At 34.6% G+C, this 24,865-nt stretch carries 23 protein-coding genes; 10 read left to right on the top strand and 13 right to left on the bottom strand.

All coding sequences use genetic code 11. The features are described 5' to 3' along the window. Positions 1 to 839: 839 nt before the first annotated feature. From F9B76_RS01830 to F9B76_RS01820, 3 genes are read left to right on the top strand one after another with little or no spacing between them, the layout of a single operon-like run. Positions 840 to 2,159, top strand: coding sequence for an aminotransferase class I/II-fold pyridoxal phosphate-dependent enzyme (locus F9B76_RS01830; protein WP_159990554.1), 1,320 nt, complete (start codon positions 840 to 842; stop codon positions 2,157 to 2,159). Positions 2,160 to 2,176: 17 nt separating this feature from the next. Further along, the gene (locus tag F9B76_RS01825; protein ID WP_159990553.1) at positions 2,177 to 3,676 is read left to right on the top strand and encodes a class I adenylate-forming enzyme family protein; all 1,500 of its coding nucleotides are present in this window, start codon (positions 2,177 to 2,179) and stop codon (positions 3,674 to 3,676) included. Positions 3,677 to 3,705: 29 nt separating this feature from the next. After that, positions 3,706 to 4,644: a DMT family transporter gene (locus F9B76_RS01820; RefSeq protein WP_159990552.1), complete on the top strand. Its 939-nt coding sequence runs from the start codon at positions 3,706 to 3,708 to the stop codon at positions 4,642 to 4,644. Positions 4,645 to 4,787: 143 nt separating this feature from the next. Here the strand turns inward: F9B76_RS01820 and metE are convergent, their stop codons facing one another. After that, the gene (metE, locus tag F9B76_RS01815; RefSeq protein ID WP_159990551.1) at positions 4,788 to 7,058 is read right to left on the bottom strand and encodes a 5-methyltetrahydropteroyltriglutamate--homocysteine S-methyltransferase; all 2,271 of its coding nucleotides are present in this window, start codon (positions 7,056 to 7,058) and stop codon (positions 4,788 to 4,790) included. Positions 7,059 to 7,184: 126 nt separating this feature from the next. Between metE and F9B76_RS01810 the strand changes: the two genes are divergently transcribed. The 5 genes from F9B76_RS01810 (at position 7,185) to F9B76_RS01790 (ending at position 11,473) form a co-directional block, all read left to right on the top strand. Beyond that, complete coding sequence (locus tag F9B76_RS01810) at positions 7,185 to 8,108, top strand: LysR family transcriptional regulator (RefSeq protein WP_159990550.1); 924 nt, start codon at positions 7,185 to 7,187, stop codon at positions 8,106 to 8,108. Between the two features lie 204 nt (positions 8,109 to 8,312). Continuing rightward, positions 8,313 to 9,137, top strand: a complete 825-nt coding sequence (locus tag F9B76_RS01805) for a cysteine ABC transporter substrate-binding protein (protein ID WP_201289328.1) — start codon at positions 8,313 to 8,315, stop codon at positions 9,135 to 9,137. Between the two features lie 288 nt (positions 9,138 to 9,425). Beyond that, entirely contained in the window at positions 9,426 to 10,085 is a 660-nt protein-coding gene (locus F9B76_RS01800; protein WP_159990549.1) for an amino acid ABC transporter permease, read from the top strand. Beyond that, positions 10,075 to 10,743: an amino acid ABC transporter permease gene (locus F9B76_RS01795; RefSeq protein ID WP_159990548.1), complete on the top strand. Its 669-nt coding sequence runs from the start codon at positions 10,075 to 10,077 to the stop codon at positions 10,741 to 10,743. Before F9B76_RS01800 ends, F9B76_RS01795 begins: the two co-directional genes overlap by 11 nt. Position 10,744: 1 nt before the next feature. Beyond that, on the top strand, positions 10,745 to 11,473 hold the full coding sequence (locus F9B76_RS01790) for an amino acid ABC transporter ATP-binding protein (protein WP_159990547.1): 729 nt from the start codon (positions 10,745 to 10,747) through the stop codon (positions 11,471 to 11,473). A gap of 140 nt (positions 11,474 to 11,613) precedes the next feature. Here the strand turns inward: F9B76_RS01790 and mnhG are convergent, their stop codons facing one another. The 7 genes from mnhG to F9B76_RS01755 all read right to left on the bottom strand — a co-directional run bounded on the left by mnhG (position 11,614) and on the right by F9B76_RS01755 (position 19,121). Then, a complete protein-coding gene (mnhG, locus tag F9B76_RS01785; RefSeq protein WP_159990546.1) occupies positions 11,614 to 11,934 on the bottom strand; it encodes a monovalent cation/H(+) antiporter subunit G in 321 nt (106 codons plus the stop codon). After that, on the bottom strand, positions 11,931 to 12,212 hold the full coding sequence (locus tag F9B76_RS01780) for a K+/H+ antiporter subunit F (RefSeq protein WP_159990545.1): 282 nt from the start codon (positions 12,210 to 12,212) through the stop codon (positions 11,931 to 11,933). Before F9B76_RS01780 ends, mnhG begins: the two co-directional genes overlap by 4 nt. Then, positions 12,212 to 12,700 (bottom strand): Na+/H+ antiporter subunit E, encoded by a 489-nt coding sequence (locus F9B76_RS01775; protein ID WP_159990544.1) that lies wholly within the window; start codon positions 12,698 to 12,700, stop codon positions 12,212 to 12,214. The genes F9B76_RS01780 and F9B76_RS01775 overlap by 1 nt, the downstream gene beginning before the upstream one ends. 1 nt (position 12,701) lies before the next feature. After that, entirely contained in the window at positions 12,702 to 14,345 is a 1,644-nt protein-coding gene (locus F9B76_RS01770) for a monovalent cation/H+ antiporter subunit D (protein ID WP_159990543.1), read from the bottom strand. Next, entirely contained in the window at positions 14,345 to 14,689 is a 345-nt protein-coding gene (locus tag F9B76_RS01765) for a Na+/H+ antiporter subunit C (RefSeq protein WP_159990542.1), read from the bottom strand. Before F9B76_RS01765 ends, F9B76_RS01770 begins: the two co-directional genes overlap by 1 nt. Then, positions 14,689 to 17,562, bottom strand: coding sequence for a monovalent cation/H+ antiporter subunit A (locus F9B76_RS01760; protein ID WP_159990541.1), 2,874 nt, complete (start codon positions 17,560 to 17,562; stop codon positions 14,689 to 14,691). The genes F9B76_RS01765 and F9B76_RS01760 overlap by 1 nt, the downstream gene beginning before the upstream one ends. A gap of 248 nt (positions 17,563 to 17,810) precedes the next feature. Then, on the bottom strand, positions 17,811 to 19,121 hold the full coding sequence (locus tag F9B76_RS01755; protein WP_159990540.1) for a hypothetical protein: 1,311 nt from the start codon (positions 19,119 to 19,121) through the stop codon (positions 17,811 to 17,813). 47 nt (positions 19,122 to 19,168) lie between these two features. Between F9B76_RS01755 and F9B76_RS01750 the strand changes: the two genes are divergently transcribed. Then, on the top strand, positions 19,169 to 19,960 hold the full coding sequence (locus F9B76_RS01750) for an SDR family oxidoreductase (protein WP_159990539.1): 792 nt from the start codon (positions 19,169 to 19,171) through the stop codon (positions 19,958 to 19,960). A 159-nt stretch (positions 19,961 to 20,119) separates the two neighbouring features. Here the strand turns inward: F9B76_RS01750 and F9B76_RS01745 are convergent, their stop codons facing one another. Continuing rightward, on the bottom strand, positions 20,120 to 20,500 hold the full coding sequence (locus F9B76_RS01745; protein ID WP_159990538.1) for a hypothetical protein: 381 nt from the start codon (positions 20,498 to 20,500) through the stop codon (positions 20,120 to 20,122). After that, on the bottom strand, positions 20,487 to 20,915 hold the full coding sequence (locus tag F9B76_RS01740; protein WP_159990537.1) for a hypothetical protein: 429 nt from the start codon (positions 20,913 to 20,915) through the stop codon (positions 20,487 to 20,489). Before F9B76_RS01740 ends, F9B76_RS01745 begins: the two co-directional genes overlap by 14 nt. A gap of 99 nt (positions 20,916 to 21,014) precedes the next feature. Here F9B76_RS01740 and F9B76_RS01735 point away from each other — a divergent pair, with 99 nt between their 5' ends. Beyond that, on the top strand, positions 21,015 to 22,088 hold the full coding sequence (locus F9B76_RS01735; protein WP_159990536.1) for a M23 family metallopeptidase: 1,074 nt from the start codon (positions 21,015 to 21,017) through the stop codon (positions 22,086 to 22,088). A gap of 51 nt (positions 22,089 to 22,139) precedes the next feature. On the opposite strand, the gene F9B76_RS01730 is transcribed toward F9B76_RS01735, so the two are convergent. The 3 genes from F9B76_RS01730 to F9B76_RS01720 all read right to left on the bottom strand — a co-directional run bounded on the left by F9B76_RS01730 (position 22,140) and on the right by F9B76_RS01720 (position 24,861). Next, the gene (locus tag F9B76_RS01730; protein ID WP_159990535.1) at positions 22,140 to 23,591 is read right to left on the bottom strand and encodes an NAD-dependent succinate-semialdehyde dehydrogenase; all 1,452 of its coding nucleotides are present in this window, start codon (positions 23,589 to 23,591) and stop codon (positions 22,140 to 22,142) included. Between the two features lie 161 nt (positions 23,592 to 23,752). Continuing rightward, complete coding sequence (locus tag F9B76_RS01725; protein ID WP_159990534.1) at positions 23,753 to 24,325, bottom strand: flavin reductase family protein; 573 nt, start codon at positions 24,323 to 24,325, stop codon at positions 23,753 to 23,755. Positions 24,326 to 24,555: 230 nt separating this feature from the next. After that, entirely contained in the window at positions 24,556 to 24,861 is a 306-nt protein-coding gene (locus tag F9B76_RS01720) for a hypothetical protein (RefSeq protein ID WP_159990533.1), read from the bottom strand. Between the last annotated feature and the right edge of the window lie 4 nt (positions 24,862 to 24,865).

Raw genomic sequence — 24,865 nt, 5'->3', positions numbered from 1 at the left:
TACTTACTCAATATATGAAATTTAGGGCTGTGTCAGATTAGCCCTAAATATCAATTTTAATTGTTTTCTTTTAATACTCGAAGTTAAATTAAAATTTATCTTCCTTTAAAAATAAAAGAAAGAATCATTGTCAATCTTATTTTATTTTAGACTTGCCAAGCACTTTTTGGCATTTTGTACGATAGTAGTAAAATCTTATCTTTTTCAATGTCTCAAATACATCTACTTTATCTACTATAACTTATTTCCTTTTCATTTACTCCCAAAAATAGTTCTTATTTAGTAATATTAGAGTATGTCCTCAATTTATAGAACTCCTTATCATCAACTAAAAATAGGCTTGTTGGAGGGTGTATTTATAAGAAATTATCACTTATTTTCAAATAAATACTATCAATTCTTAGCTAAGAATTGATGAAAAAGAAATTGAGGACATACCTTAAAAAGTCCATCTACTTCTAAGATTAAACAATAGTTAGTAAATTAAATTTTTAAATTTCTTAGTAAAAAGAGTATAGCTGAATTAGGATTAATACTAAGCATATCGATATGTGCTAATTGAGTGTCTACCTTTAATATAAAAATCAAGTAGTTTTTATATTAAACTTCTTTAGTTTACAATGACTTATATATATTTTCATAGACTAACATAATTATTAATTTAATACAGTTCTAAGAATAATTTATTACTATTTACATTTTTATTAATTTATCATTAATTTGTCATTAATAAATAGTACAGTCACGCTCATCAGCATTTATGAATTCATTCAAAACGAATAAGCTCTTTATTTGAAATATTATTTTACGTAAAAATTATCTTTATTTAGGATGACCTTATGCAAAATATTATAAACAATGCTCCAATTGCAAAAAAATTGGAAAAATTATTTGAAAAAAATATTTATTCCTTTCATGCTCTTCCTATTGCTAATCGAATTAAAAGTGATGTTATAGGAGATTATACACATTTATTTCCTAGTTTAGAATGTTCAATTACTGGAGAAATGTTTGATAATTTCTTTTTTTCTAAAGGAGTTATCGCAGAATCTCAAAGATTAACTGCTGATCTTTATGGAGCAGATTATTCATTTTATGTAACTTCAGGAACAAGTGTTGCTAACCAAATAGCTATTTTTGCTTTATATGAGAAAGGGAAAAAAATTATTATTGATAAAAATTGTCATCAATCAATACATTTTTATACTCGTTCTATAGGTGCTGAGGTTGTTTACCTTAAACCTGATATAAAGGATGATAATAATGATATAACTGCTTGGTCATATGAGAATTTAGAAAAATTATTATTATCACTACAAAAGACAGAAAACTATATTGACTTAATTATCCTTACTGCACAATCATATGAGGGAATGATTTATGATATTCCAAGTGTTATTAAAAACTTAATATCCGCAGGAATTAAAACAAGAAAATTTCTTATTGATGAGGCATGGGGTAGTCTAAATTACTTTAACTCATCACATAAAGAATTAACTGCAATGAATGTTCAAGAACTCTTGGATAAGTATCCAGACTTAGAAATAGTATGCACACATTCTGCTCATAAATCTCTTTTTTGTCTCCGTCAAGCATCAATTATTCATTGTAAGGGGAGAAAAAACTTAGCTGAAAGGATAGAAATAGCAAGATACAGTATACATACAACATCCCCTAACTACTCAATCTTATCATCTTTAGATATTGCTCAATCAATGATTAGAACTTATGGGGAAGAGTTAGCATTACATACTAAAAACTTGGCGAATAAATTTATTAATTTAATAGAATCATCTATATTTTTCAAAGAACTAAAAATATATCACTCAAATTTATATTCTCAATGGCATATTCATCAAGATTCATCAAAAGTTATGTTAGATGTTTCACAAATAGGGACAGGTTTTGAAATAAAAAAACGACTAGAACAGGAGGGGATTTATATTAATAGATTTATTGATAACTATCTATTACTTAACTTTCATATTGGAATAAATGAATTATTAGTTGAAATGCTTATATCAGCATTAGCAGAAATCATAAAAGAAAAAAAGAATATTTATCTGAAAGAGGGAGAAATTGCTGACAAACTTGATAAAACAGTTAAAGATAAACTTACTAGTTATATAACTAGTGGTTATACAGTAGTTTATTCATAAATCCAAGGGAAAATCAAATGATTTCTATTAAAGATCTAAGAAATTTTACACAGTTATATAAAGAAAAGATTTGTATTGTAGATAAAAATAGTAAGTATACATGGGAAGATATTTTAGAAAAAACAAATCAGTTATTAATGTTTTTATTGACTAAATTTCAAACTAAAGAGTTAGTATCAGTTTGTTATTTAACAAAAAATAACGTAGACATTATTTGCTGGTTAGCAGCATTAGCAACGCTCAAAATTCCAGTAACAGGAATAGATTATTCTCTTCCATTAAGTACAGTAAAAAAGCTATTAATAAAAATTAATCCAAGTTTATTATTAGTATCTTCTGATTTGTATTCAACTAATGAAATAGATTCTTTAAAAATACATAATTTGAAGGTAATAAATATTCATAATAATGCTATTTTGAGTCAAATTAATTCTGGAGAATTATATAGCGAAGATTTAGATAATTTACTTTCTAAGCATATTCCTCCTAAGTTTTGCTCTATTTCATTAACATCAGGTACTAGTTCAATTCCTAAGGTTGTCATACGACACAACACCTTTGAATCTAAACGATTTAGTTGGTTTATACAAAGGTTTAATTTTTGTAAAGATGATGGGTTTATGCTTATACTTCCCTTATATCATGCCGCAGGTAATAGTTGGGCAAGAATGTTTATGGGACTAGGAGCAACACTATACTTAGTTGACCAAAGTAATAATGAAGAAATGCTAAAAGCTATAACAACAAATCCTATAAAAACTACAGTAATGACTCCTATTTTGCTCACTAAATTAATTAATTTAGTAAAGGAAAATAATTTAACACCTCACCTTAAATGGATTTTGGTTGGAGGAAGTCATTTTCCTATTCAACAAAAACTTGATGCTATTAGTATATTCGGTGATGTTTTATGTGAGTATTATGGTTGTACCGAAACGGGAGTCAATGTATTGGCAGACTCATTTGATATGAAAATATGTCCAGAAAGTGTAGGAAAAGCTTTTGAAGGCAATCAAGTTATTATTCTAAATGAAGATAATACTCCTATACAATCTAGTATTCCTGGAAAGGTAGCTATTTCTAGTTATATGTTAATGGATCAATATAAGGATGGAAAAAATCCGTTTATTACTATTAATAATAAAAAATTTTTTATTATGCCTGATTATGGATATATTAGAGAAAATAGATTAATTCTTATGAATCGTAACGGAAATTCCTCTTGTAAAGATGATATCTATCATCTTGAAAATGCAATAAGAAATCTATTTTTTATTAAAGATATAGCATTAACCACATTAAGACTAAAAGAAGAAAATCAAATTTTATGTATTTTTAGTTCATCAGAGTCGAAATTGATAGATGAAGAGCAAAAGCTAATTGCTATTCGAGAATTAGCAGAACAGCTAGGGTATCACAATTTTAGTGTAAAAGAAGTTACTACAATTCCATATAGTCCTAGCGGAAAAGTAAGAATAAATGAAATTTTTAATATTTTTGGATTAGATAGTCAGTAAATGTATCATTATTTTAAGGAACTCTTTTTATGAATAACTCATCATATTTAAAAGGTATTTTATTTTGTCTAATTGCGACCGTATCTTGGGGAACGATGTTTCCAATCATGACAGATGCCCTTACTCACTTAGACCCATTTAATTTTACAACGTTACGGTATGGTATAGCCGGTCTTGCCTTTGCGGTATTAATGCTTGCAAAAGAAGGTAAGGAATCTTTTAATTTAAAGGGTGAAAAATGGGGCTTAGCATGGTTATTTGGCACATTTGGATTTGCTGGTTTTGGTTTTCTTGTTTTCTGGGGACAGCATCTTGCCGGTCCTAAAGGGGCTTTAACCGCATCTATTATGATGGCAACCATGCCAATGCTTAGTATTTTAACAATATGGGTATTAAAAAAAGTTCGTCCACATATTAGTACCGTCTTTTTTATCTTACTTTCTTTTAGTGGTGTTTTTTTGGTATTAAGCAATGGAGATCTGTACGCATTAATAAATTCACCAACTAACTTAACGGCTAATACACTTATTATTCTGGGGGCTTTGTGCTGGGTATTATATACTATAGGAGGGAGTCATTTTCCCCATTGGAGTCCTGTTCGCTATACAACATTGACTACGCTACTCGGAATGATTAGTGTAATTAGTATAGACCTCTTTTTAATGGCAACGCATAGTGTTCAAGTACCAAGTTTTACATCCGTAGTTGCTGTGATTCCCCATCTTCTTTATATGGCATTTATAGCTGGTCTAGTAGCTGTTCTTTGCTGGAATATGGGTAATCGGATACTAACACCGACAAATGGGGTTCTGTTTATGGATATTGTTCCTATTACAGCCTTCTTTGTATCCTTTCTTAATAATGTTGTTGCTAGTAACGTTCAATTAATAGGTGCTTCTATTACGGTTATTGCCCTTATTTTAAATAATCTAAATCAGCACAGGCTTATTAAGTTCTCCAAAACATAACGATATTTTATGAATTATTACCTTTCATAAGTTGGACGGTAACTAACAGTAAACTTTAAACCACCTTAATACCTATTTCCATCAAAAGGATCATAGCGTCAATAAGGTGGTTTATTTATTAATTACTGTGTAAAGCAATAATCTTAACTTAGTTCTTTACGCAATTGTTTAGCTACTTGTACCATCACTTTTAGTGCATCAATGGTTTCTGGCCAAGCACGGGTTTTTAATCCGCAGTCTGGATTTACCCATAGACGTTTAGCATCAACGACTTCTAACGCTTTACGTAAGAGGTGAGTAACTTCTTTTGCGCTTGGTACACGAGGGCTATGAATATCATATACACCCGGGCCAATATCATTAGGATATTTGAAGTCACCAAAAGCCGTTAATAATTCCATATCTGAACGTGATGTTTCAATAGTAATAACATCAGCATCCATAGAGGCAATTGCGGGTAAAATATCATTAAATTCAGAGTAGCACATATGGGTATGGATTTGTGTACTATCTTCTACACCACTTGAGCTAAGACGGAATGCCTCACATGCCCAATCAAGATAAGTATCCCAATCTTTACGTTTTAAAGGTAAACCTTCACGGATAGCAGGCTCATCAATTTGAATCACTTTAATACCTGCTTTCTCAAGATCTAATACTTCATCATTTAAGGCAAGGGCAATTTGCTTAGTTACCTCACTGCGTGGAATATCATCACGCACAAAACTCCATTGTAGAATAGTAACAGGCCCAGTTAGCATACCTTTCATAGGGCGTTTGGTAAGGCTTTGTGCATAAGAAGACCATTTGACTGTCATTGGCGTAGGGCGAGACACATCACCATAAATAATCGGTGGTTTTACGCAACGACTACCATAGCTTTGTACCCAAGCAAATTGTGTAAAGACAAAACCTGACAGTTGCTCGCCAAAATACTCCACCATATCATTACGTTCTGCTTCACCATGAACGGGTACATCAATGTCCAATTCTTCTTGTACCTGAACCACATGAGCAATCTCTTTTTTCATGGCGGTTTCATAAGCCTCTAGGCTGAGTTCACCCTTTTTAAAAGCTGCACGAGCTTGACGAATTTCACTGGTTTGTGGGAATGAGCCAATAGTAGTAGTTGGTAAAAGAGGTAGGTTTAACCATGCTTGTTGTGCGGCAATACGGGTAGCAAAAGGACTTTTACGTTGATCAGCTCCTTTAGGTAATTGGCTAAGACGTGCTTTTACCGCATCTTGATGAATACGTTTATTCGTGCGGCGATCTTCTGCCGCAGCATAGGAGAGGAAAAGCTCATTCGATACGGCTTCTTCACCTTGGTTAAGGGCTTTGTTAAGAACGGATAGTTCTTCTACTTTTTGTTGGGCAAAGGCTAACCATGATTTGATAGTGGTATCAAGTTTTTCTTCAATACTTAAGTCTTGCGGACTATGTAATAAAGAACAGCTTGGTGCAAGCCATAGATTATTATTCCATTGATTTTTGATAGTCGTTAATTTATCCAGAATTTTGCGTAAATCAGCACGCCATACATTACGACCATCAATAATGCCGAGAGAAAGCACTTTATCTTTAGACCAGTTTTCTACAAAGGTATCCAATTGTTGAGGTGCTCTTACCACATCAATATGTAAACCTTGAATTGGCAAATCTTGTAATAAGGCAAGGTGTTCACTCACATCACCAAAATAAGTGGCTAAAAGAATAGATAATCCCTCTTGATGTAAGGCTTTATAAGTCGGTAAGAAGGCAGCCAACCACTCGGCTGATAAGTCTAGTGTAAGAATAGGCTCATCAATTTGTACCCACTCAATATCTTCTGCTTTAAGTTGTGCTAATAAGGCTTTATAAACGGGTAAAAGTTTAGGTAATAAATCTAAACGATTAAATGAGCTACCTTTTTCTTTACCTAAAAATAATAAGCTAATAGGGCCTAATAGGGTAGGTTTAATCGCATGATTTAATGTTTTAGCTTGCTGAATTTGTTGGATAAGATGATCTGCATTCAGACTAAATTCTGTATCTACTGACCACTCAGGTACAATATAGTGATAATTAGTATCAAACCATTTGGTCATTTCCATTGCCACTTGTTCGGCATTACCACGTGCTAATTGGAAATACTGTGCAAGGCTAAGTTGTTGTGGATTGAAACCGAAACGGCGAGGAATACCACCAACAGCTACTAAAATATCTAACACATGATCATAAAATGAAAAGTCACTGACACTGATAAAAGCAGCTTGATGTTGTTTTTGCACTTGCCAGTTTTGTTCACGAATGGTAGCTGCAACTGTCTGCACATGATTTTCATCTTGCTGACCTTTCCAGTACGCCTCTACGGCAAATTTTAATTCACGTTTTGCCCCAATACGAGGGTATCCTAAAATATGGAATTGACTCATAAAAACTATCCTATAAAAATTAATTGTTATCGCTAAAAACGTAAATGCTATGGTAAAGAAGAGTAAAATATGAGTCAAACGATATATTTTTGTGATTTGTATGAATTTTTTTAATAATGGTATGGTATGCAATCAACAGCAATAGAATTTAAGCATCTAAAAACTTTACTTATGTTAGCTGAAACAGGTACGGTTTCTACGGCTGCACAACGATTATTCGTAACACAATCCGCATTATCCCATCAAATAAGAAGTTTAGAGGATTATTTTCAGACAAGCCTTTTTGAGCGTAAATCATCACCACTTAAATTTACACCAGCTGGTGAGCGTTTATTACGATTAGCTAAAGATATTATGCCACTTGTTTCAGAGGCTGAACGTGATATTACACAAATTGTAGAGGGTGATGCGGGTGAGCTACGCGTGGCGGTAGAATGCCATACCTGTTTTGATTGGTTAATGCCTGCAATGGATTTTTTTCGTCCCTTATGGCCAAGAGTAGAATTAGATATTGTTTCTGGCTTTCATACTGATCCAGTTGGGCTATTATTATCACACCGTGCAGATTTAGCCATTGTTTCAGAAGTAGAAGAGCAGACAGGTATCCATTATATGCCTTTATTTTCCTATGAGATGGTAGGAATTTGTGCGAAAGATCATCCTTTAGCTAGTCGAGCTATTTGGAAAGCAGAGGATTTTGCACAAGAAACATTGATTACTTATCCTGTCCCTGATGATATGCTGGATTTAATGCGTAAAGTATTAGTACCAGCAGGGATTAATCCTACTCGGCGACATAGTGAGCTAACAATTGCTATTATTCAACTGGTAGCGAGTCGAAGAGGGGTAGCGACATTACCTTATTGGACGGTTATGCCATACCTTGAAAAAGGCTATGTGGTGGCAAGGCAAATTGGTGATGAGCCTTTACGCAGTGAACTTTATGCAGCCATTCGAGAGTCGGCATTAGATAAAAAATATCTTTTAGACTTTACGCATATTGTCAGGGAGCAAAGTTTTGCTAATTTATCAGGATTAAGTCCTTTATAGAAACCTTATGGTATCAGGGTAAATTTGTACTGATAGTCAAAAGAGAAATGGATGTTTTACTAATGAAGTAGATAAGGTATGCAATATTTTACATTGGCTTATCTATTCTTTATAACAAAAAAAACTATCCTATATAACTAAATATTATTTTGTTTTGTTTCTTTAAAACAATAGAATATAAGTATATTATTTTTGAGTGAGTTAATGATGAAATTCCAAAAAACAGTTAAAACAGCCTTACTTGGTCTAGTAGCCAGTCTTAGTTTTTTAAGTATAAATACAGTTGCACAAGCCGATACACTGGATACGATTAAGAAAAATGATGTGATTCGTATTGGTGTATTTGGTGATAAACCTCCGTTTGGTTATGTTGATAGCCAAGGGAAGAATCAAGGGTTTGATGTAGAAATTGCTAAGGAAATTGCAAATAGTCTATTAGGTAGCCCTGATAAAATTCAATTTGTATTAACGGAAGCGGCTAATCGTGTAGAATACCTTCGCTCTGGTAAGGTTGATTTGATTTTAGCTAATTTTACCCAAACCCCTCAACGTGAAGAAGTTGTGGATTTTGCACATCCTTATCAAAAGGTTCAATTAGGTATTGTTTCACCTGAAAATGCACAGATTACAGATATTGCACAGCTAAAAGATAAAGTGCTTTTAGTGAATAAAGGAACAACAGCGGATATTTTCTTTACCAGAAATCACCCTGATATTAAATTATTAAAATTTGATCAAAATACGGAAACTTTTGATGCTCTAAAAGATGGTCGTGGTGTTGCATTAGCACATGATAATGCACTACTATGGGCATGGGCAAAAGAAAACAAAGGATATAATGTTGCTATTAGTAATATTGGTCCTGAAGATAAAATTGCACCTGCTGTACAAAAAGGGGATAAAGCACTATTAGAAGCTGTCAATCAAGAAATTGACCGTTTAAAGAAAGAGGGAACGCTTAAAGTTATCTATGATAAAACTTTATTACCTATCTATGGTGATAGAGCTGATGAGTTATTAGCCAACTAATTATTAATTATTCCTTTAAATGAATACTAATCAGGTTTTGGTGCTTATACCACTAAAGCCTGATTTTTAATCATAGAAGGGATTTTATAAAATAGGCTACTTGATAATCAGTCAAATTTGAGTAAGTAAAATAATGGAAGGTTAATCTTATATAACCTTATCATTTTTATGCTATTTAGGTATATATTTTTTGACTTGTTTATTGTGATGAGTATTGTATTTTTCAGTCTATTTTATAAACCCTTTTAATCACCTATAATAATATTAAAAACAGTCAGTTGAGTAAAAATGAATTGGGATTATATTTATCAAGTTATACCACAATTTTATCGGGCAGCATTGATGACATTATCACTTTCAGTTTGGGGTGTTGTATTGTCATTAATTGTTGGCTTAGGTATTGCATTATTAGTAACATACAAAATAAAAGGATTTACAAAACTTGCCAAAGGCTATATTGAGCTATCACGTAATACGCCCTTATTAATTCAATTATTTTTCCTCTATTATGGATTACCCAAAATAGGGATTAAATTAGATGGATTCACCTGTGGTGTTATTGCACTTGTTTTTCTAGGGGCAAGTTATATGGCAGAGTCATTTCGTGCAGGTTTACAAGCCATACCCAAAGGGCAAATAGAGGCAGCTAAAGCCTTGGGACTCAATAAAAAACAACAGTTTATTTATGTGGTTTTTCCTCAAGCATGGGCAATTGCCTTACCGAGTATTGGTGCAAATATCTTATTTCTTATAAAAGAGACATCTGTTGTCAGTGCTGTTGCTGTGGCTGAATTGATGTTTGTTACCCGTGATGTTATCGGTATGGACTACAAGACAAATGAAGCACTTTTTCTTTTATTAATGAGTTATCTTATTATTTTATTACCCATTTCATTATATGTCCGTTATCTCGAAAACCGTATGAGGAGGGCTAAATATGGGGTTTGATTGGTTATTTGAGGGGGCAAATGCCACTCGCTTACTGTATGGGTTATGGCTTACAATTAAAATTTCATTTATTTCAGTTGGATTATCACTTGTTTTGGGCACTTTATTTGGTTTGTTGATGACACACCATAGTCGATTTATCCGTTTTCTCTGTCGTCTCTATTTAGAGACTATTCGTATTGTACCTATTCTTGTTTGGTTATTTGTGCTTTACTTTGGATTATCTATATGGACGGGTATTCATATTAGTGGTGAATGGATTTGTATTTGGGTATTTGTGCTATGGGGAACAGGAGAAATGGGGGATTTAGTCCGAGGAAGTATTGCTTCCATTGAGCGTCATCAAACAGAATCAGCTAGAGCTTTGGGACTAACACGTTGGCAAATTTTCCGCTATATTGAAATACCTCAAGGGTTACGTCGTGTATTACCCGGTGCGATTAATCTTTTTACACGAATGATTAAAACAAGCTCATTAGCCGCTTTAATTGGGGTGATTGAGGTCATAAAAGTAGGGCAGCAAATTATTGAGAATTCTCTATTTAATTCACCCTATATTTCTTTATCGGTATATGGATTTATTTTTATCCTTTATTTTATTTGCTGTTATCCATTATCATTATGGGCTTCTCGTTTAGAGAAAAAATGGGAAAATTAAAATGCTATCAATTGAAAAACTGGTTAAAAAATATGGTGATAATACTGTATTAAAAGGGATTGATGTTCAACTAAAAAAAGGAGAGGTTCTTGTTGTACTTGGACCCTCTGGCTGTGGTAAAAGTACCTTACTGCGTTGCATTAATGGTCTTGAGATAAAGCAAGGTGGTCATATCCGTATGGAGGGTGTTGGCGAGTTTGGACAAGATATTAGTTGGGAAAAAGTCTGTGAGAAAGTAGGGATGGTTTTTCAAAACTATGAATTATTTGCTCATATGACAGTTATTGATAATATTTTATTAGGCCCACTAAAAGTACAAAAACGAAAGCGAGCAGAAGCAGAGGCACAGGCTGATTTACTCTTAAAACAAGTGGGTTTATTAGAGAAAAAATATGCCTATCCACGAGAACTATCGGGAGGACAAAAACAACGTATCGCTATTGCTCGTGCTTTATGTATGAATCCTGAGATTATGCTATTTGATGAGATTACGGCGGCTTTAGATCCAGAAATGGTACGAGAAGTTTTGGATGTGGTACTTAATTTAGCAAAAAATGGGATGAGTATGATTATTGTTACTCATGAAATGGGGTTTGCTCGTAAAGTAGCAGATCGTATTATTTTTATGGATAAGGGTCATATTATTGAAGAAAGTACAGATCCTAATCAATTCTTTACCCAACCTCAAACGGAGAGGGCAAGAGCCTTTTTAAATAAAATGGATTACTAGGTTTTGTACTTACTAATAGGTTATTTTATGTGTAGGTAATTTATCAATAATAAAACCCCTTCATAAAAACAAAGGGGTCTATTAAAAAGTCCCTTTCTATTAAAAGGGACTTTTTTAGCATTAAATTAAAATGATATATATTAACTATTCTCTATCCTTTCTTGTCGTAATGTATAAGAACGCATCAATAGCATAGCCGATACAGGGGAGGTAATAAATAAGAAAATAACAATCACAATTTCATGAAAAAACACTCGATCATCAAGATACCACGAAAGTATAATGGAGGCACTTAATACAAAGATTGTACCAAGTGTATTACCAAGTGTAGTGGCATGAATACGTCCTGTAAAATCAGGAAAACGTAATAATCCAAGGCTTCCGATCAGGGTGATAATGCCACCGATAACTAATAAGGTAGCAATAATAAGGCTAGGGATAAAAGGAATAGCGGTTGTCATGGTTCAATAACCTCACCTCGGAGTAGAAATTTAGCAAGAGCAGCTGTTCCTACAAAGCCAAATAAGGCAATTAATAAAGCAATATCATAATACCAAGAGGTTCGGAACTGCATACCTAACGTTAGGATTAGTAGCATACAGTTTACATACATCGCATCTAATCCCCATGCTCTATCTTGAGGACTAGGGCCCTTAAAAATACGAATAGTGCAAATAACAATGCCGAGTGCAAAACATAATGCTGCAAATTGAGTAGCAAGAGAAATATAATCAAGCATTATTCAAAAATCTCCAATAATAGCTTTTCATAACGGTTTTTAATCGTATCAAACCATTCTGACTCATCGCGTAAATCCAGAACGTGTAACCGTAGAATAAAATCTTTTTCAGTAAGTCCTGACCAAACGGTTCCAGGGGTATAGGTAATAATACATGCTAGAAAGGCAAGGGCATGAGGGTCTCGAATTTCGAGAGGAATATACACATAACCAGAGGTAAAGTCTTTACGTCGCCATTGTAAAATTAATAAACCAACATTCCAGTTGGATTTAATAATATCGATAATGACACGAAAAGCTAGCTTAATCATGACACTGATTCGGCGAGGATAAGCTAAATCAGGACGAATTCTTAAAGAAAGAATAACAAAAATAAAACTAAAAAATCCACCTAATAAAAACTGACCTAAGGTAATAGCATTTGCCAATAACAACCATATCAGTGTAAGAAAGATAGTCATAGGTAGCCAGAAGAATAAACTAATCATCTTAGTGGTCTCCTATGAGTGGATTAGTCACTGAGCGTTTTTCAAAAACTGCACCAATATATTGTGCAGGATTATCTAATGACTCAGCTGTATAATTCATATAAGCCATTACATCACTGACAAAAATAGTGATATAGAGACAAGCACATAATAAAATAGCAATAGGGAAGGCTTCTCGTGTAGTCAGTTTAGGTGTATTTAATGTACCAGATCCCCAGAAAACGCGAATACCTGTACGTCCTAATACAATCACGGTAATCATGCCCGACACAAGCATAAAACCCACCAATATCCACGCATTATAAGAAACCTCACCGATTTCTGTTTGGGTTAGCTTAATCGCTTGTGATAAAAGAGCAAATTTGGCTAAAAAACCAGAGAAAGGAGGAAGACCTGCCACAATCAATGTACACGTAAAGAAAGCCAAGCCTAAAAATGCCATTGAGGCAGGGATAGGGACACCCACGACTTCACCAGAGTAATCAGAAGAGCCTTTTTCTTGTTCTAAACCAAAGGCTTCTTGTGTAATGGATAATACACTATGTTGTGTTACTTCTGTACGGCGGATAATTTCTACCAATAAGAAAGCGACACTTAGTGCCAATACGGAACTAACCATATAATAAAGAGATGGCCCTGTTAGTGCTACACCTGGCATACCTAAAGCTGTTAATAATGTGCCAGAAGAAATTACAATACAATAGGAAACCATTCGTGCAATATTTTTCTCAGCTAGTAAACCCATCGCCCCATAGAATAATGTTCCTAAACCGATAAGATACATCCATTCGCCTCCAAATCCTGCAGGAGCACCAGTTGGTAAGAGTAATGAACCCACACGCAACAGGGCATAAATACCTACCTTTGTCATAATAGAGAACATGGCAGCCACAGGCGCAACAGAAGAGGCATAGGCATTAATTAACCAGAAACTTAAAGGCCATGCTGCTGCTTTAATGAGGTAGGCAGTGGCTAAAAAGGCACAAGCGGCTTCAAAGAGAATACGTTCATTTTCACTTAACATACCTGCTTTCATGCCTAAATCAGCTAGATTAAGTGTACCCGTAACAGAATAAATCATGGAAATACCGATTAGCATTAAAAAGCTTCCCAGCATATTGACCACAATATAATGAAAACCTGAACTAACTCGTTTAGCGCCTGAACCATGGAGTAATAATCCATAAGAAGCCGCTAATAGAATTTCAAAAAAGACGAAGAGATTAAATAAATCACCTGTCAAAAATGCACCATTTAACCCCATCATAATAAATTGAAAAAGAGGGTGATAATGCACACCAGCTCTATCCCAAAGAGAGGTAGAGTAAATAATACACATCATGCCAAGTCCTGCAACAAGGGCAAGCATTAAAGCAGATAAACGGTCAACAACGAGTAGAATTCCGTAAGGTGCGTCCCAGTTACCGAGCAAATAAACATTAATATTATTTGTCCATTCTATCCCCTCTAATTTACCCGATACCCCTAACATCAGAATAACGGCAATTGTCAATTGTGCTACGGTAGATAAAAGACCAATGGACTTATTTAATTTACGGCGTTTATCTTTTAGAAAAACCATCAATACCCCTACAAACATAGGGATAGCAATACTAAAAATAGGTAAGTGATCAATAAGTGGCATTATTCTTTGACTCCCTCACCATCAACATGGTCAGATCCTGTTAAACCACGTTGAGCCATAATAACAACAAGCATTAGGGCTGTCATCGCAAAACCAATGACAATTGCAGTTAAAACAAGGGATTGGGGGACTGGATCTGCATATAAAGCAGGATCTATAGGTAAATCTTTATCAATAATAGGAGGTTTACCGACAAATAAACGACCCGTACCAAAAATAAATAAATTTACCGCATAAGAAATTAAAGTAATACCGATAATCACCTGAAAGGTACGAGGGCGTAAAATAAGCCAAACGCCAGAACTCGTTAGTATTCCAATTGCTAAAGCATAAATGATTTCCATTATTTTGCTCCTTGAGACTGACGTTGTGAACGTAATGATTGGTGAGCTAAAGCGACTAGCATATAAGTTGATGAACCAACAACTAGTGCAAAAACCCCTAAATCAAAGAGGATAACACTAGATAAATGCACACTACCCACTAAAGGTAGATGAATATCCCATGCCAATGCGGATAAGAAAGGTAATCCATAGAAAAGTGGCCAGATACCTGCAATAACTGCAAATAATAATCCTGTGGCTAACCAGTCTAGTGGACGTACACGAGAATTTAACTCGACCCAGTGGATACCACTAATAATATATTGCACAATAATACCAATGGCGAAAATAACCCCTGCGACAAACCCACCTCCCGGTAAATTATGACCTCTGAGAAAGAAGAAAACAGCAATTAAACTTACTAGTGGTACCATTAAACGGACAAGTACATTAGGCACTAATAAGGTACCTCGCGGTAATGCCTCATTTTCCTTAATTTTAGCTAAATCAGGTGTTTCAGTAAGATTACGTTTTTCAAGTGCATAGATAGTTTCTTCTGGTGGTCTAAAACGGCGTAAGAGGGCATAAACCGTTAAAGCGACAATGCCTAATACCGTAATCTCACCATAGGTATCAAAAGCACGGAAATCCACCAAAATAACATTAACAATATTTGTACCACCACCTTTAGGGAGTGCATTCTCACTAAAGAACTGACCAATAGCAGGAATAGTGTCTCGTGTAATAATGATATAGGTTAAAACGGTCATCCCTAAACCTGTCACAATCGCTATGATGGCATCTCGGCCACGGCGTAAGCGTTTCACCGTCTCATCAACTAAAATATCTTGATTATTAGCATTATGACGCGGTAACCAACGTAAACCGAGTAATAGTAAAACAACGGTAACAACCTCAATCACCAACTGTGTTAAAGCCAAATCAGGTGCTGATAACCAGACAAAGGTTACGGTTGTCACAATACCTGCACCACCTGCAAAAATAACCGTACGGAAACGATTATATTTTGCTTGTCTTGCTGCTCCTATTGCACATAATGCCCCCATTGCCCAAAGTAGTGCAAATGCAATGTCAAATGAAGAGCGTGGTAAAACTAAGCCATCTTGATAGCGGAGTAGGGGGATAAGGGCAACGATAAAACTTACCAGTACAATACACAATACTTGAACTTGTACACGATTAGATGCAATATAAGCGTTTACATTTAGGGCAATATTATCTAACCCATTCATAATAGAATCAAATATTCGACTACCATTAAGGTGGGTAATGCCCAGTGTTTGTCCTGGATTACTACGTAAATAAGGACATAAGATAATATAGACGACAATACCACCAATTAAAGCAATCGTACTCATTAATAGAGGAATATTAAATCCGTGGAAAATCGCAAGATCAATACTCGGTGTTGAATCTCCCAAAATAGAGCTAGCCGCTAATGTAAGAATAGGGGAGATGATAATATCAGGTAATACCCCGATTAATATACACAAACATACTAAAAAAGCACTTGGGAATAACATCCATTTGGGTGGTTCATGGGGCTGTCTTGGTAGTTGTGTTGCTTCAGGACCAAAAAACACTTGAAGAATAAAGCGTAAAGAATAAGCCACACTAAAAGTAGTAGCAATAACAGCTAATATAGGCAATAAATAACTACGTGCGTCATTAACAAAAAGAATCTCAGAGAAAAACATTTCTTTTGAGATAAATCCATTTAATAGGGGAACACCTGCCATAGCAGCGGCAGCAACTGTTGCTAATGTTGCGGTTAATGGCATAGAGCGGCGTAAACCTGATAAAACCGTCATATCACGAGTCCCTGTTTCATGATCTACAATGCCTGTTGCCATAAATAGAGAGGCTTTAAAGGTAGCATGGTTAATCATATGGAAAATCGCCGCAATAAGCGCTAATTGACTATTTAACCCTAGTAAGAGCGTAATTAACCCCAAATGACTAATCGTAGAATAGGCAAGCACACCTTTCATATCACGTTGGAATGTCGCAATATAAGCCCCTATTGTTAAGGACAGCAGTCCAGCTAAACCAATAATCCAGAACCACTGTTCCGTCATGGCTAAAATAGGCCAGAAACGGGCTAATAAAAATACACCAGCTTTTACTAAGGTAGCCGAATGAAGATAGGCAGAGACAGGTGTAGGGGCTGCCATGGCATTAGGAAGCCAAAAATGGAAAGGAAATTGTGCACTTTTCGTTAAAGCACCAAGGGCAAATAATATAACAATTAGGGTATAGTTTCCATCCCTGCGAATCAGATCCCCTGAATTTAAAATAACATCTAATTCGTAAGAGCCAACAACCTGACCAATTAATAACATAGCAGCTAATAGACAGAAACCACCACCAGCAGTAATTGTTAATGCTATTCTCGCTCCCATTCTTGCTTCAGGGCGATGATGCCAATAAGCAATGAGCATAAAAGAGGAAAGTGATGTTAGTTCCCAAAAAATTACTAACTGGATGACATTACCTGAAATCACTACCCCCAACATAGATCCCATAAAAGCAAGGAAAAAGGCAAAAAAGCGGGGAACAGGATCAGCTGGATCCATATAATAACGGGCATAAATAACCACTAATAAGCCCATTAAAGAAACGATTAATGCGAATAGCCACGCAAAACCGTCTAGGCGAAAGATAATATTGAGATCAAGAAAAGGAAGCCACTCAATTTGTTGTTTTATAATACCACCTGCAAAAATAGTGGGTGCACTCCACAGCACAATTCCCATACAGGCAAAGGCTATTAATCCTGATAAAACTGCTTCTCTATTACGTGCATTTGGAGGTAATAAACCTGCAAGAATACTCCCTAAAAAGGGTAAAAGAATAAGCAGTGAAAGATTCATTGATAAGTATCCGAAAATATATCTTAAAAATAAAAACTAATTTATTGAAACCGTCAAAATTAGCAACTTTTAGCTAAAAGAGCTTGTATTTTTATGCAAAAATGTAATTTATCACATAAAAATACAAAAGCCATTCATTTTAGCATAATTTTATAGGATTTTAAAAGATACTATCTACTTTTCAATGCAAGTTTAAAACATTTACAGAATTATTAAAAGAATTAAATAAATGTTTTTATTTGGGTGATTTATTCAAAAGAGACAAGCGTACCTTGATAAAGAATTTGTCCTGTTAATTGATGACTTATTTGTCCTGATTGCTTAGGTTCAAGACTAATTAATAATAAATCTCCTACTTTAAACTGAGATTGATAATCTAAAATAGTCGGTTTATTATCAGCAAGTATCGTAATAGGGTGAAGCATACCCTGTGCATCACGATGCCATAGTTGTAATCCTAATTGATCATTAGCACTTTGATGAATTAAAGGCGTAATCGTTAGCTGCTTATCTTGCTTGACCGTATAGCCCACTTGATTTGGTTGTAATGTTGCATTTAATACAGCTGCTATTTTGATAGGGTACTCAAATGGACGAATGATTAATAATGCCACCATTAACCCTAATAGAGCAAAACTTGTGCCTCGCCAAAAATTACGGCTAATCCAGCATTTTTTAGTAAAATAAGTGGCTTTATGAAGGAAAGATGGATTATTTTCAGCTTGACTTAATGCTAACTCATCCTCCAATTCAGCCATATCTGTAGAAGTATCTTTCTCTGTAATAGTGGCTTGTTTAATACGCACCCATAAACTCTCTGGTGTTTTTTCAATAATTAATTGAGAGAGGAAATGTAAAAATTCTTCTTCCCAAATAAGACTAATTTGCTCTGCCACAGGGTCATTAGCAAGTAAATCATTTGCTTTTTGTTGCTCTTGTGTATTTAAACTACCCAGTACAAATTCACCAATAAAGCAAGTATGATCATGCTTAATATTGAGTGGTTGGCGTTTTTGTGCTAAATAACGAATACTCGTCCGAATATCTTCTTTAAGCTTTCCGAGAGAAATGTTTAATAAGGTAGCGGTATCCGCTAGACTTTCTCCACTAAAATAGGTCGTCATTAATGAGCGCTGAATATCTTCGGGAAGTTCTTCTAAAATTTGATAAAAAGAACCATGCTCTTTAAAATTATCAACACCCACATAAAGATTTGTGCAGATTTCACCTAAAAAAGTAGAAGTATTCCCTTTAAGGTTCTCTTTGAGGGCAATATAATTTTTTTGTGTAATATTATGAAGATGATAACGGAAAATAGTATATATCCATCCACGCGCATAACCCATGCTCTCATCATAATATTTTGCATTATTCCAGATGAGTGTAAAGGTTTCTATAACGGCTTCTTCAGCAAATTTATAATGCTGTAGTGTTTTAAACGCAAAAGTCAGCATATTACCTGCTTCTTGCTGGTAAAGACTTTGCAGTGATTTCTTACTACCTTTTGCGATAGACTTTAATTCTTTACTATAATTAAACAATTGTTTATCTTGAGCCATATTCAAAACCTAATTCGTTATTCAAATTTTATCGTAAAGTTGAACATATGAATAGTCATAATACTACCCTAAATATACCTTATTTAAGTAAATTTAGCCTACAAAATAAAATTATTTTTATTTCTGCATCCAGTCGAGGGCTTGGTTTAGAGATGGCATATGCCTTAGCACAAAGTGGTGCAACCGTTTATATCAATGGTAGAAATCAAGAAAAATTAGCCCAAGTTGTAGAAGAAGCACAATCAAAGGGAATCTCTTTATTAGCCTATGAAGGAGATATGTCGGATCAGTATTGTATTGATCAATTAATGCTATTTTTAAAATCCATGAATCAAACCTGTCATGTACTTATTAATAATCTGGGGTTACGGTTACGAGAATCTTGGGAAAAAACCCATTTTGTACAGATGAATGAAATGATACAGACAAATCTACTAGCACCTATGTATTTATCACAGCAAATGGCAAAACAGATGCAAGAGGGGGGAAGGATTATTTCAATTAGCTCTGTTGCTGGTCGTATCGCTCGTCAAGGCGATGCTATTTATCCTATTAGTAAATTAGGTCTTATTGGTATGACGCGTTCATTAGCCGTTGAGTATGCAACAAAAGGGATTTGTGTTAATGCGATTGCACCTGGTGCTTTTTTAACAGAATCGAATGAAGCCTTAGCGGTAGATCCCATTAAGGGGTCTCATATGCTTAATCGTATTCCGATGAAACGCTGGGGAAATCCAGAAGAAATAGGGGGCTTAGCTGTGTTTTTAGCAGGTGATTTAAGCGCTTATATTACTGGACAAGTATTTACAATTGATGGTGGCTTATCCGTTTTATTTTAAAGAGGATATCTTAAACGTAATGTGTTTTCATTAAATTATTTCTGTCTTGCGACATTTGAAAATGACAGAAAATAGGTGATAATAAAGAAAGTTTATATAAATAATATTCTATACCTATTTTCTGCTTTGTGATAAGTAGAGGTTATTTTATAAATCTGTTTATTCTGTAGACTTATCGGTTTGAATTATTTCTGTAGGAATACCAAGCATCATATCATAGTATATATTTGTTGTTTTTTCTATCGAATGATCAGTGGTATTTACTGAAGATGATGCATTTTCAAGAGAAGATAGTGTATTTTTAGCAATTAAAAAATCTTTATGTGGTAATGTTCTAGATAAACTTAAAAAACGTTGTTCACACAAAGGAAACGCGTCTTCTTCTGCAGGTATTTCTTGGTATTTTTCAAGATAAATATGTTGCATACAAGTAATTACTGCCTTATGTTTATCATATGCTGTATATTCAGGCTCTAACGCATACGTATTCATCGATAAAAATAGACCTAAAATATACATTATTTTTTTACTGTGTTGCATCTTGTTTTTCCTCTAATCCGAGCATAATTCTAGCAATTTTTTCATTTGTCCGTTTATCATCTGGCGATAAGGTGTCATATATGTCTTTGAGAACATATTTATTTGCATAAGCACGTTGAAAGTTTTCATAAATATGCTGATTAAGTTGCAAATAATCGGATAAAGCCACTTCTTTCATAAAAATATTTAAACGAAACTGGCAAAGTTGCTGTGTTTCTTTGTCTGTCATGGGCGTATCTTTACCATGGTGAACAACGGTTAGACCTGATTGAATACCAATCTGACAATAATTGAGTAATTCTTGTTGAATATCAACAGGGTAGGGTTCGTTATAACACCCCAATAGCCCTAAAGTAAAGGCAAGTGTTATGCCAAATTGAGAATATTTTTTATTAAGCTTCAAATTTTTAGTCATATATGAATATCTTACTGTATAATCATGAACTAGGTTATTATAAACAGCCTATAAGACTCTGTTTATAATACCAAACTTTTTTGAATAGGATAAATTAGCGTGAAAAAACATTTATTAACTATATTACTCGCTCTATTTAGCCATTCAGCTATTGCTCAAACAAGTTATGATGAACCTGACTTGGATTTTAAAGCACTTGACAAAGATGTCAATGTCATTTGCCTTAAAGATTGCCGTAGTCAGTTTAAAGTCAATGTTGTTACGCTAGACAGTATTTTAAAACATCCTGTCGGTGATGCGCGTGTAGTATCTGATTATGGTTGGAGAGTTCACCCCATCCTTAAACGTAAAAGTTTTCACTCTGGTGTAGATTTTGCTGTTCCTGTTGGTACACCTGTACAAGCAGGGGAGAACGGCACGGTTGTCTATGCAGGTTGGATGGATGGCTATGGTAAATTACTCGTTATCAAACATGATAGCACTTTTAGTACCGTTTATGGACATCTTAACCGATTTGGTCAAGGGATCAAAGTAGGGGCTCATGTTAAACGTGGTCAAGTAGTTGCCGAAAGTGGAAATACTGGTCGATCAACAGGCCCACATTTGCACTATGAAATTCGTATGAACGGTTTAGCGATTCACCATCGTACAGGTGAAGCCTTATCAAATCGTGTATTGGCATTTGATGGTCAAGGTAATGCGACGACACGTCACGTTAGCCTCTCTAATAGTCAGATAAAACCAACCCGTATAGGAACACGTATTCAAACACGTTTTTCTAGTAAATCACAGTTAGCAGCTAATAAGCGTATTGCGCTAGAAGGACTTAAAGATATGCGTGCTTCTCAGCAGAAAACGGGAACAGTCGTTAAAACAAGTGCAAAAACGAGTAAAGTTAGCCAATTACCAACAAAAGCAACTACACAAAAAACCAGTAGTACCGCCAAGCAGGCTAAAGCTGTTAAAGTAAGTGCAAAAGCATCCTCTACTAAAACGACTAAGCCTACTAAAACAAGTACTGCTCCAGCTAAAACAGTTGCTAAAGTAGTGCCAACAAAAACAACGACAAAAAAAGTAGCCCCAAAAGCTACTACCACAAAAACAGCTACTACCAAAAAGGTAAATACTCAAAAAACAGCAAGTACTAGCACAGCGAAGAAAAAAGTAAAATAAGTATAAAAATAGGCACTTGTTAATAGTGCCTATTTTTTTGATATATCTTTATCAGCTTAGTCCACCCAAAAGGGTATATTTAATTTCTAGGTAATCAGCTACCCCATATTTAGAACCCTCTCTACCGATACCAGATTGTTTAACACCACCAAACGGTGCCATTTCATTCGATAAAGTACCTGTATTTGCACCTACCATACCATATTCTAATGCTTCAGAGACACGAAAAATACGAGCTAAATCTTGCGAAAAGAAATAAGAGGCTAAGCCAAAAATGGTATCATTCGCATAGGTAATTACTTCTTCTTCCGTATAAAAGCGAATAATAGGTGCTAATGGTCCAAAAGTTTCTTCTCTTGCGACTTTCATGGATTGCGTAACATTCGCTAATATAGTAGGTTCAAAAAAGAGTCCACCCAGTGAATGTGTTTTTCCTCCTCGGATAAGGGTTGCACCTTTCTCAAGTGCATCTTGAATATGCTCTTTTACTTTATGTACTGCCGATTGATCGATGAGGGGACCAATATTTACCCCTTCATCTAAACCATTACCAACTTTAAGTGTGTCAACCGCTATACTTAATTGATGAATAAATTCATCATAAATTTTATCGTGTACATAGATACGATTAGCACAGACGCACGTTTGTCCAGCATTTCGATATTTATTAGCAATAACTCCCTTAACGGCTTCTTCTATATTCGCATCATCAAAAACAATAAAAGGGGCATTACCACCCAATTCGAGTGTCATTTTTTTAACGGTACTCGCACACTGTGCCATTAATTTAGCACCTACCTCTGTTGAGCCAGTAAAACTAAATTTACGCACAATAGGACTCTCTGCCAATGTATCACCAATTTCTCGTGAACCAGTAATAACATTAAATACACCATCGGGTAAACCTGCTCGATGAGCCAGTTCAGCTAATGCTAAGGCAGAGAGTGGCGTTTTAGAAGCAGGGCGGACAATCACCGAACAGCCAGCTGCCAGAGCAGGGGACACTTTGCGTGTAATCATGCTATTGGGAAAATTCCATGGGGTGATGGCTGCACAGACGCCGATAGGTTCTTTAGTAACAAAGGCACGTTTATCTACAGCTGGTATAGGTAAAATATCACCACTGATACGTTTTGCTTCTTCTGCATACCACTCAATATAACTCGCACCATGCGCTACCTCTCTAATAGCTTCAGGTAAGGGCTTACCTTGTTCCAAGCATAGTAAAAGTCCTAAGTCTTCTTTATTAGCAATGATTAGCTGATACCAATTTTTTAGAATTTTACTCCTATCTCGAACAGAGAAATTTTTCCATTGTTTAAAGGCTTTTTCTGCTCCCTTAATCGCTAATTCAGTCTCTATTCGCCCCATATTAGGTACTTGAGCAATATGTTCACCTGTCGCTGGATTATTAACGGTAATTGTTGCTTGTGATAAAGCAGTTTTCCATTCACCATTAATATAACATTGTTGCTTTAGTAGCGATTGATCGGTTAATTGCATTGATTTTATCCCCTCAGCGGATCTTTAAAAAGACCCCATTATCCCTATAAAAACTATAAGGATAATGGAAACCATTATTATAGTATGCCTGATAGACATTATGTATTATTTTTGATATGACTATATGGTCTTATCTTATATAATAGTTATGAAAGAGGGGATTAAGCTGGGCCATGACCAACATTAAGACCTTTTCCTGTTAAGTAAAATTGCCCACCTGCAATATAGTGAAGCGTTTTTAATTCATCACTTACTTCATCAAATTTCCAATGACCATTTTCAAAAATACGATCATCCGCCCAAGCACCAAGGACTTCACCAATAAATAAATCATATTTTTCCTGATTATCTGGTTCTGGAATAACTTTACAAATAATCCATGCTGCACAGCCTTTCACAAGCGGAATATCAAAACCATCTTGATAAAAGAATTCTGTTTGATCTAGTTTTTCTGGATGCTCACGGCGACCTTGACCCATATTAATTACCATTTTAGCCTGTTGAGCAACTGGAATATGAATAGCAAAATAACCACTTTTTTCAATTAGTGTACGGGTATAAGCTTGCTTATCAATAACAGCCATCATTTTGGGAACAGGCAGGTAATCTAAAACATAGACCCATGATGCTGCCATAACATTTTGATTTTGCTCATACTTAGCTGAAACTAATGTTGTTGGACCATGGTTAGCAAGACGATAAAATTTAGATAATTCAACTGGCTTAATTGCCATAATAAAACTCCTGAAGCAATGATTTATTATTAAATGGTATTTTAATATTTTATTACCATCTAGTACATAAGAATAGTACAAGTTTATAAGTTTATTATTAAACTTTACATAATATACATTATACGAACTAGATTAAGGAATGCTCTATGAACTATTTTATTTAAAAATTGCCTTAAATGAAAGATCTATACCAGTTCGTGAATGATAAACTATTGTTTACTCTATTATTACTAAAGATCTAAATATATAAATGGAAATTCTCTTTTAAAACGTTCTAATGCTTCACTCTTAGATATAGGCATATCAAAAACATCTTCAAATCGCTTTATTGCTATACCATATAATGCATTATCTTCCTCATCATTTAATATAGGATCTGGTGTAAATCCAATAATATTTAATAACTCATAGAAAGAACCATTAAAATCAATTAAATCAAGAATATATAATAGTAATTCAGCTATTTCGGTACTCCTTATTACTAAATAAATCCAGTCTCTAAATTCATTTTTTTTATTGCACCGATAATTAAACATGATT

It is taken from the genome of Pelistega ratti (assembly GCF_009833965.1).
GTDB lineage: Bacteria > Pseudomonadota > Gammaproteobacteria > Burkholderiales > Burkholderiaceae_B > Taylorella > Taylorella ratti.
Note: the sequence above shows the minus strand (reverse complement) of the source record. Positions and strands in the feature narration are given on the sequence as shown.

What these genes read in the sequence shown, in the direction of transcription:
- F9B76_RS01830 (WP_159990554.1), top strand. Translation starts at nt 840, where the DNA reads ATGCAAAATATTATAAACAATGCTCCAATTGCAAAAAAATTGGAAAAA.
- F9B76_RS01825 (WP_159990553.1), top strand. Translation starts at nt 2,177, where the DNA reads ATGATTTCTATTAAAGATCTAAGAAATTTTACACAGTTATATAAAGAA.
- F9B76_RS01820 (WP_159990552.1), top strand. Translation starts at nt 3,706, where the DNA reads ATGAATAACTCATCATATTTAAAAGGTATTTTATTTTGTCTAATTGCG.
- metE (WP_159990551.1), bottom strand. Translation starts at nt 7,058, where the DNA reads ATGAGTCAATTCCATATTTTAGGATACCCTCGTATTGGGGCAAAACGT.
- F9B76_RS01810 (WP_159990550.1), top strand. Translation starts at nt 7,185, where the DNA reads ATGCAATCAACAGCAATAGAATTTAAGCATCTAAAAACTTTACTTATG.
- F9B76_RS01805 (WP_201289328.1), top strand. Translation starts at nt 8,313, where the DNA reads ATGATGAAATTCCAAAAAACAGTTAAAACAGCCTTACTTGGTCTAGTA.
- F9B76_RS01800 (WP_159990549.1), top strand. Translation starts at nt 9,426, where the DNA reads ATGAATTGGGATTATATTTATCAAGTTATACCACAATTTTATCGGGCA.
- F9B76_RS01795 (WP_159990548.1), top strand. Translation starts at nt 10,075, where the DNA reads ATGGGGTTTGATTGGTTATTTGAGGGGGCAAATGCCACTCGCTTACTG.
- F9B76_RS01790 (WP_159990547.1), top strand. Translation starts at nt 10,745, where the DNA reads ATGCTATCAATTGAAAAACTGGTTAAAAAATATGGTGATAATACTGTA.
- mnhG (WP_159990546.1), bottom strand. Translation starts at nt 11,934, where the DNA reads ATGACAACCGCTATTCCTTTTATCCCTAGCCTTATTATTGCTACCTTA.
- F9B76_RS01780 (WP_159990545.1), bottom strand. Translation starts at nt 12,212, where the DNA reads ATGCTTGATTATATTTCTCTTGCTACTCAATTTGCAGCATTATGTTTT.
- F9B76_RS01775 (WP_159990544.1), bottom strand. Translation starts at nt 12,700, where the DNA reads ATGATTAGTTTATTCTTCTGGCTACCTATGACTATCTTTCTTACACTG.
- F9B76_RS01770 (WP_159990543.1), bottom strand. Translation starts at nt 14,345, where the DNA reads ATGCCACTTATTGATCACTTACCTATTTTTAGTATTGCTATCCCTATG.
- F9B76_RS01765 (WP_159990542.1), bottom strand. Translation starts at nt 14,689, where the DNA reads ATGGAAATCATTTATGCTTTAGCAATTGGAATACTAACGAGTTCTGGC.
- F9B76_RS01760 (WP_159990541.1), bottom strand. Translation starts at nt 17,562, where the DNA reads ATGAATCTTTCACTGCTTATTCTTTTACCCTTTTTAGGGAGTATTCTT.
- F9B76_RS01755 (WP_159990540.1), bottom strand. Translation starts at nt 19,121, where the DNA reads ATGGCTCAAGATAAACAATTGTTTAATTATAGTAAAGAATTAAAGTCT.
- F9B76_RS01750 (WP_159990539.1), top strand. Translation starts at nt 19,169, where the DNA reads ATGAATAGTCATAATACTACCCTAAATATACCTTATTTAAGTAAATTT.
- F9B76_RS01745 (WP_159990538.1), bottom strand. Translation starts at nt 20,500, where the DNA reads ATGCAACACAGTAAAAAAATAATGTATATTTTAGGTCTATTTTTATCG.
- F9B76_RS01740 (WP_159990537.1), bottom strand. Translation starts at nt 20,915, where the DNA reads ATGACTAAAAATTTGAAGCTTAATAAAAAATATTCTCAATTTGGCATA.
- F9B76_RS01730 (WP_159990535.1), bottom strand. Translation starts at nt 23,591, where the DNA reads ATGCAATTAACCGATCAATCGCTACTAAAGCAACAATGTTATATTAAT.
- F9B76_RS01725 (WP_159990534.1), bottom strand. Translation starts at nt 24,325, where the DNA reads ATGGCAATTAAGCCAGTTGAATTATCTAAATTTTATCGTCTTGCTAAC.
- F9B76_RS01720 (WP_159990533.1), bottom strand. Translation starts at nt 24,861, where the DNA reads ATGTTTAATTATCGGTGCAATAAAAAAAATGAATTTAGAGACTGGATT.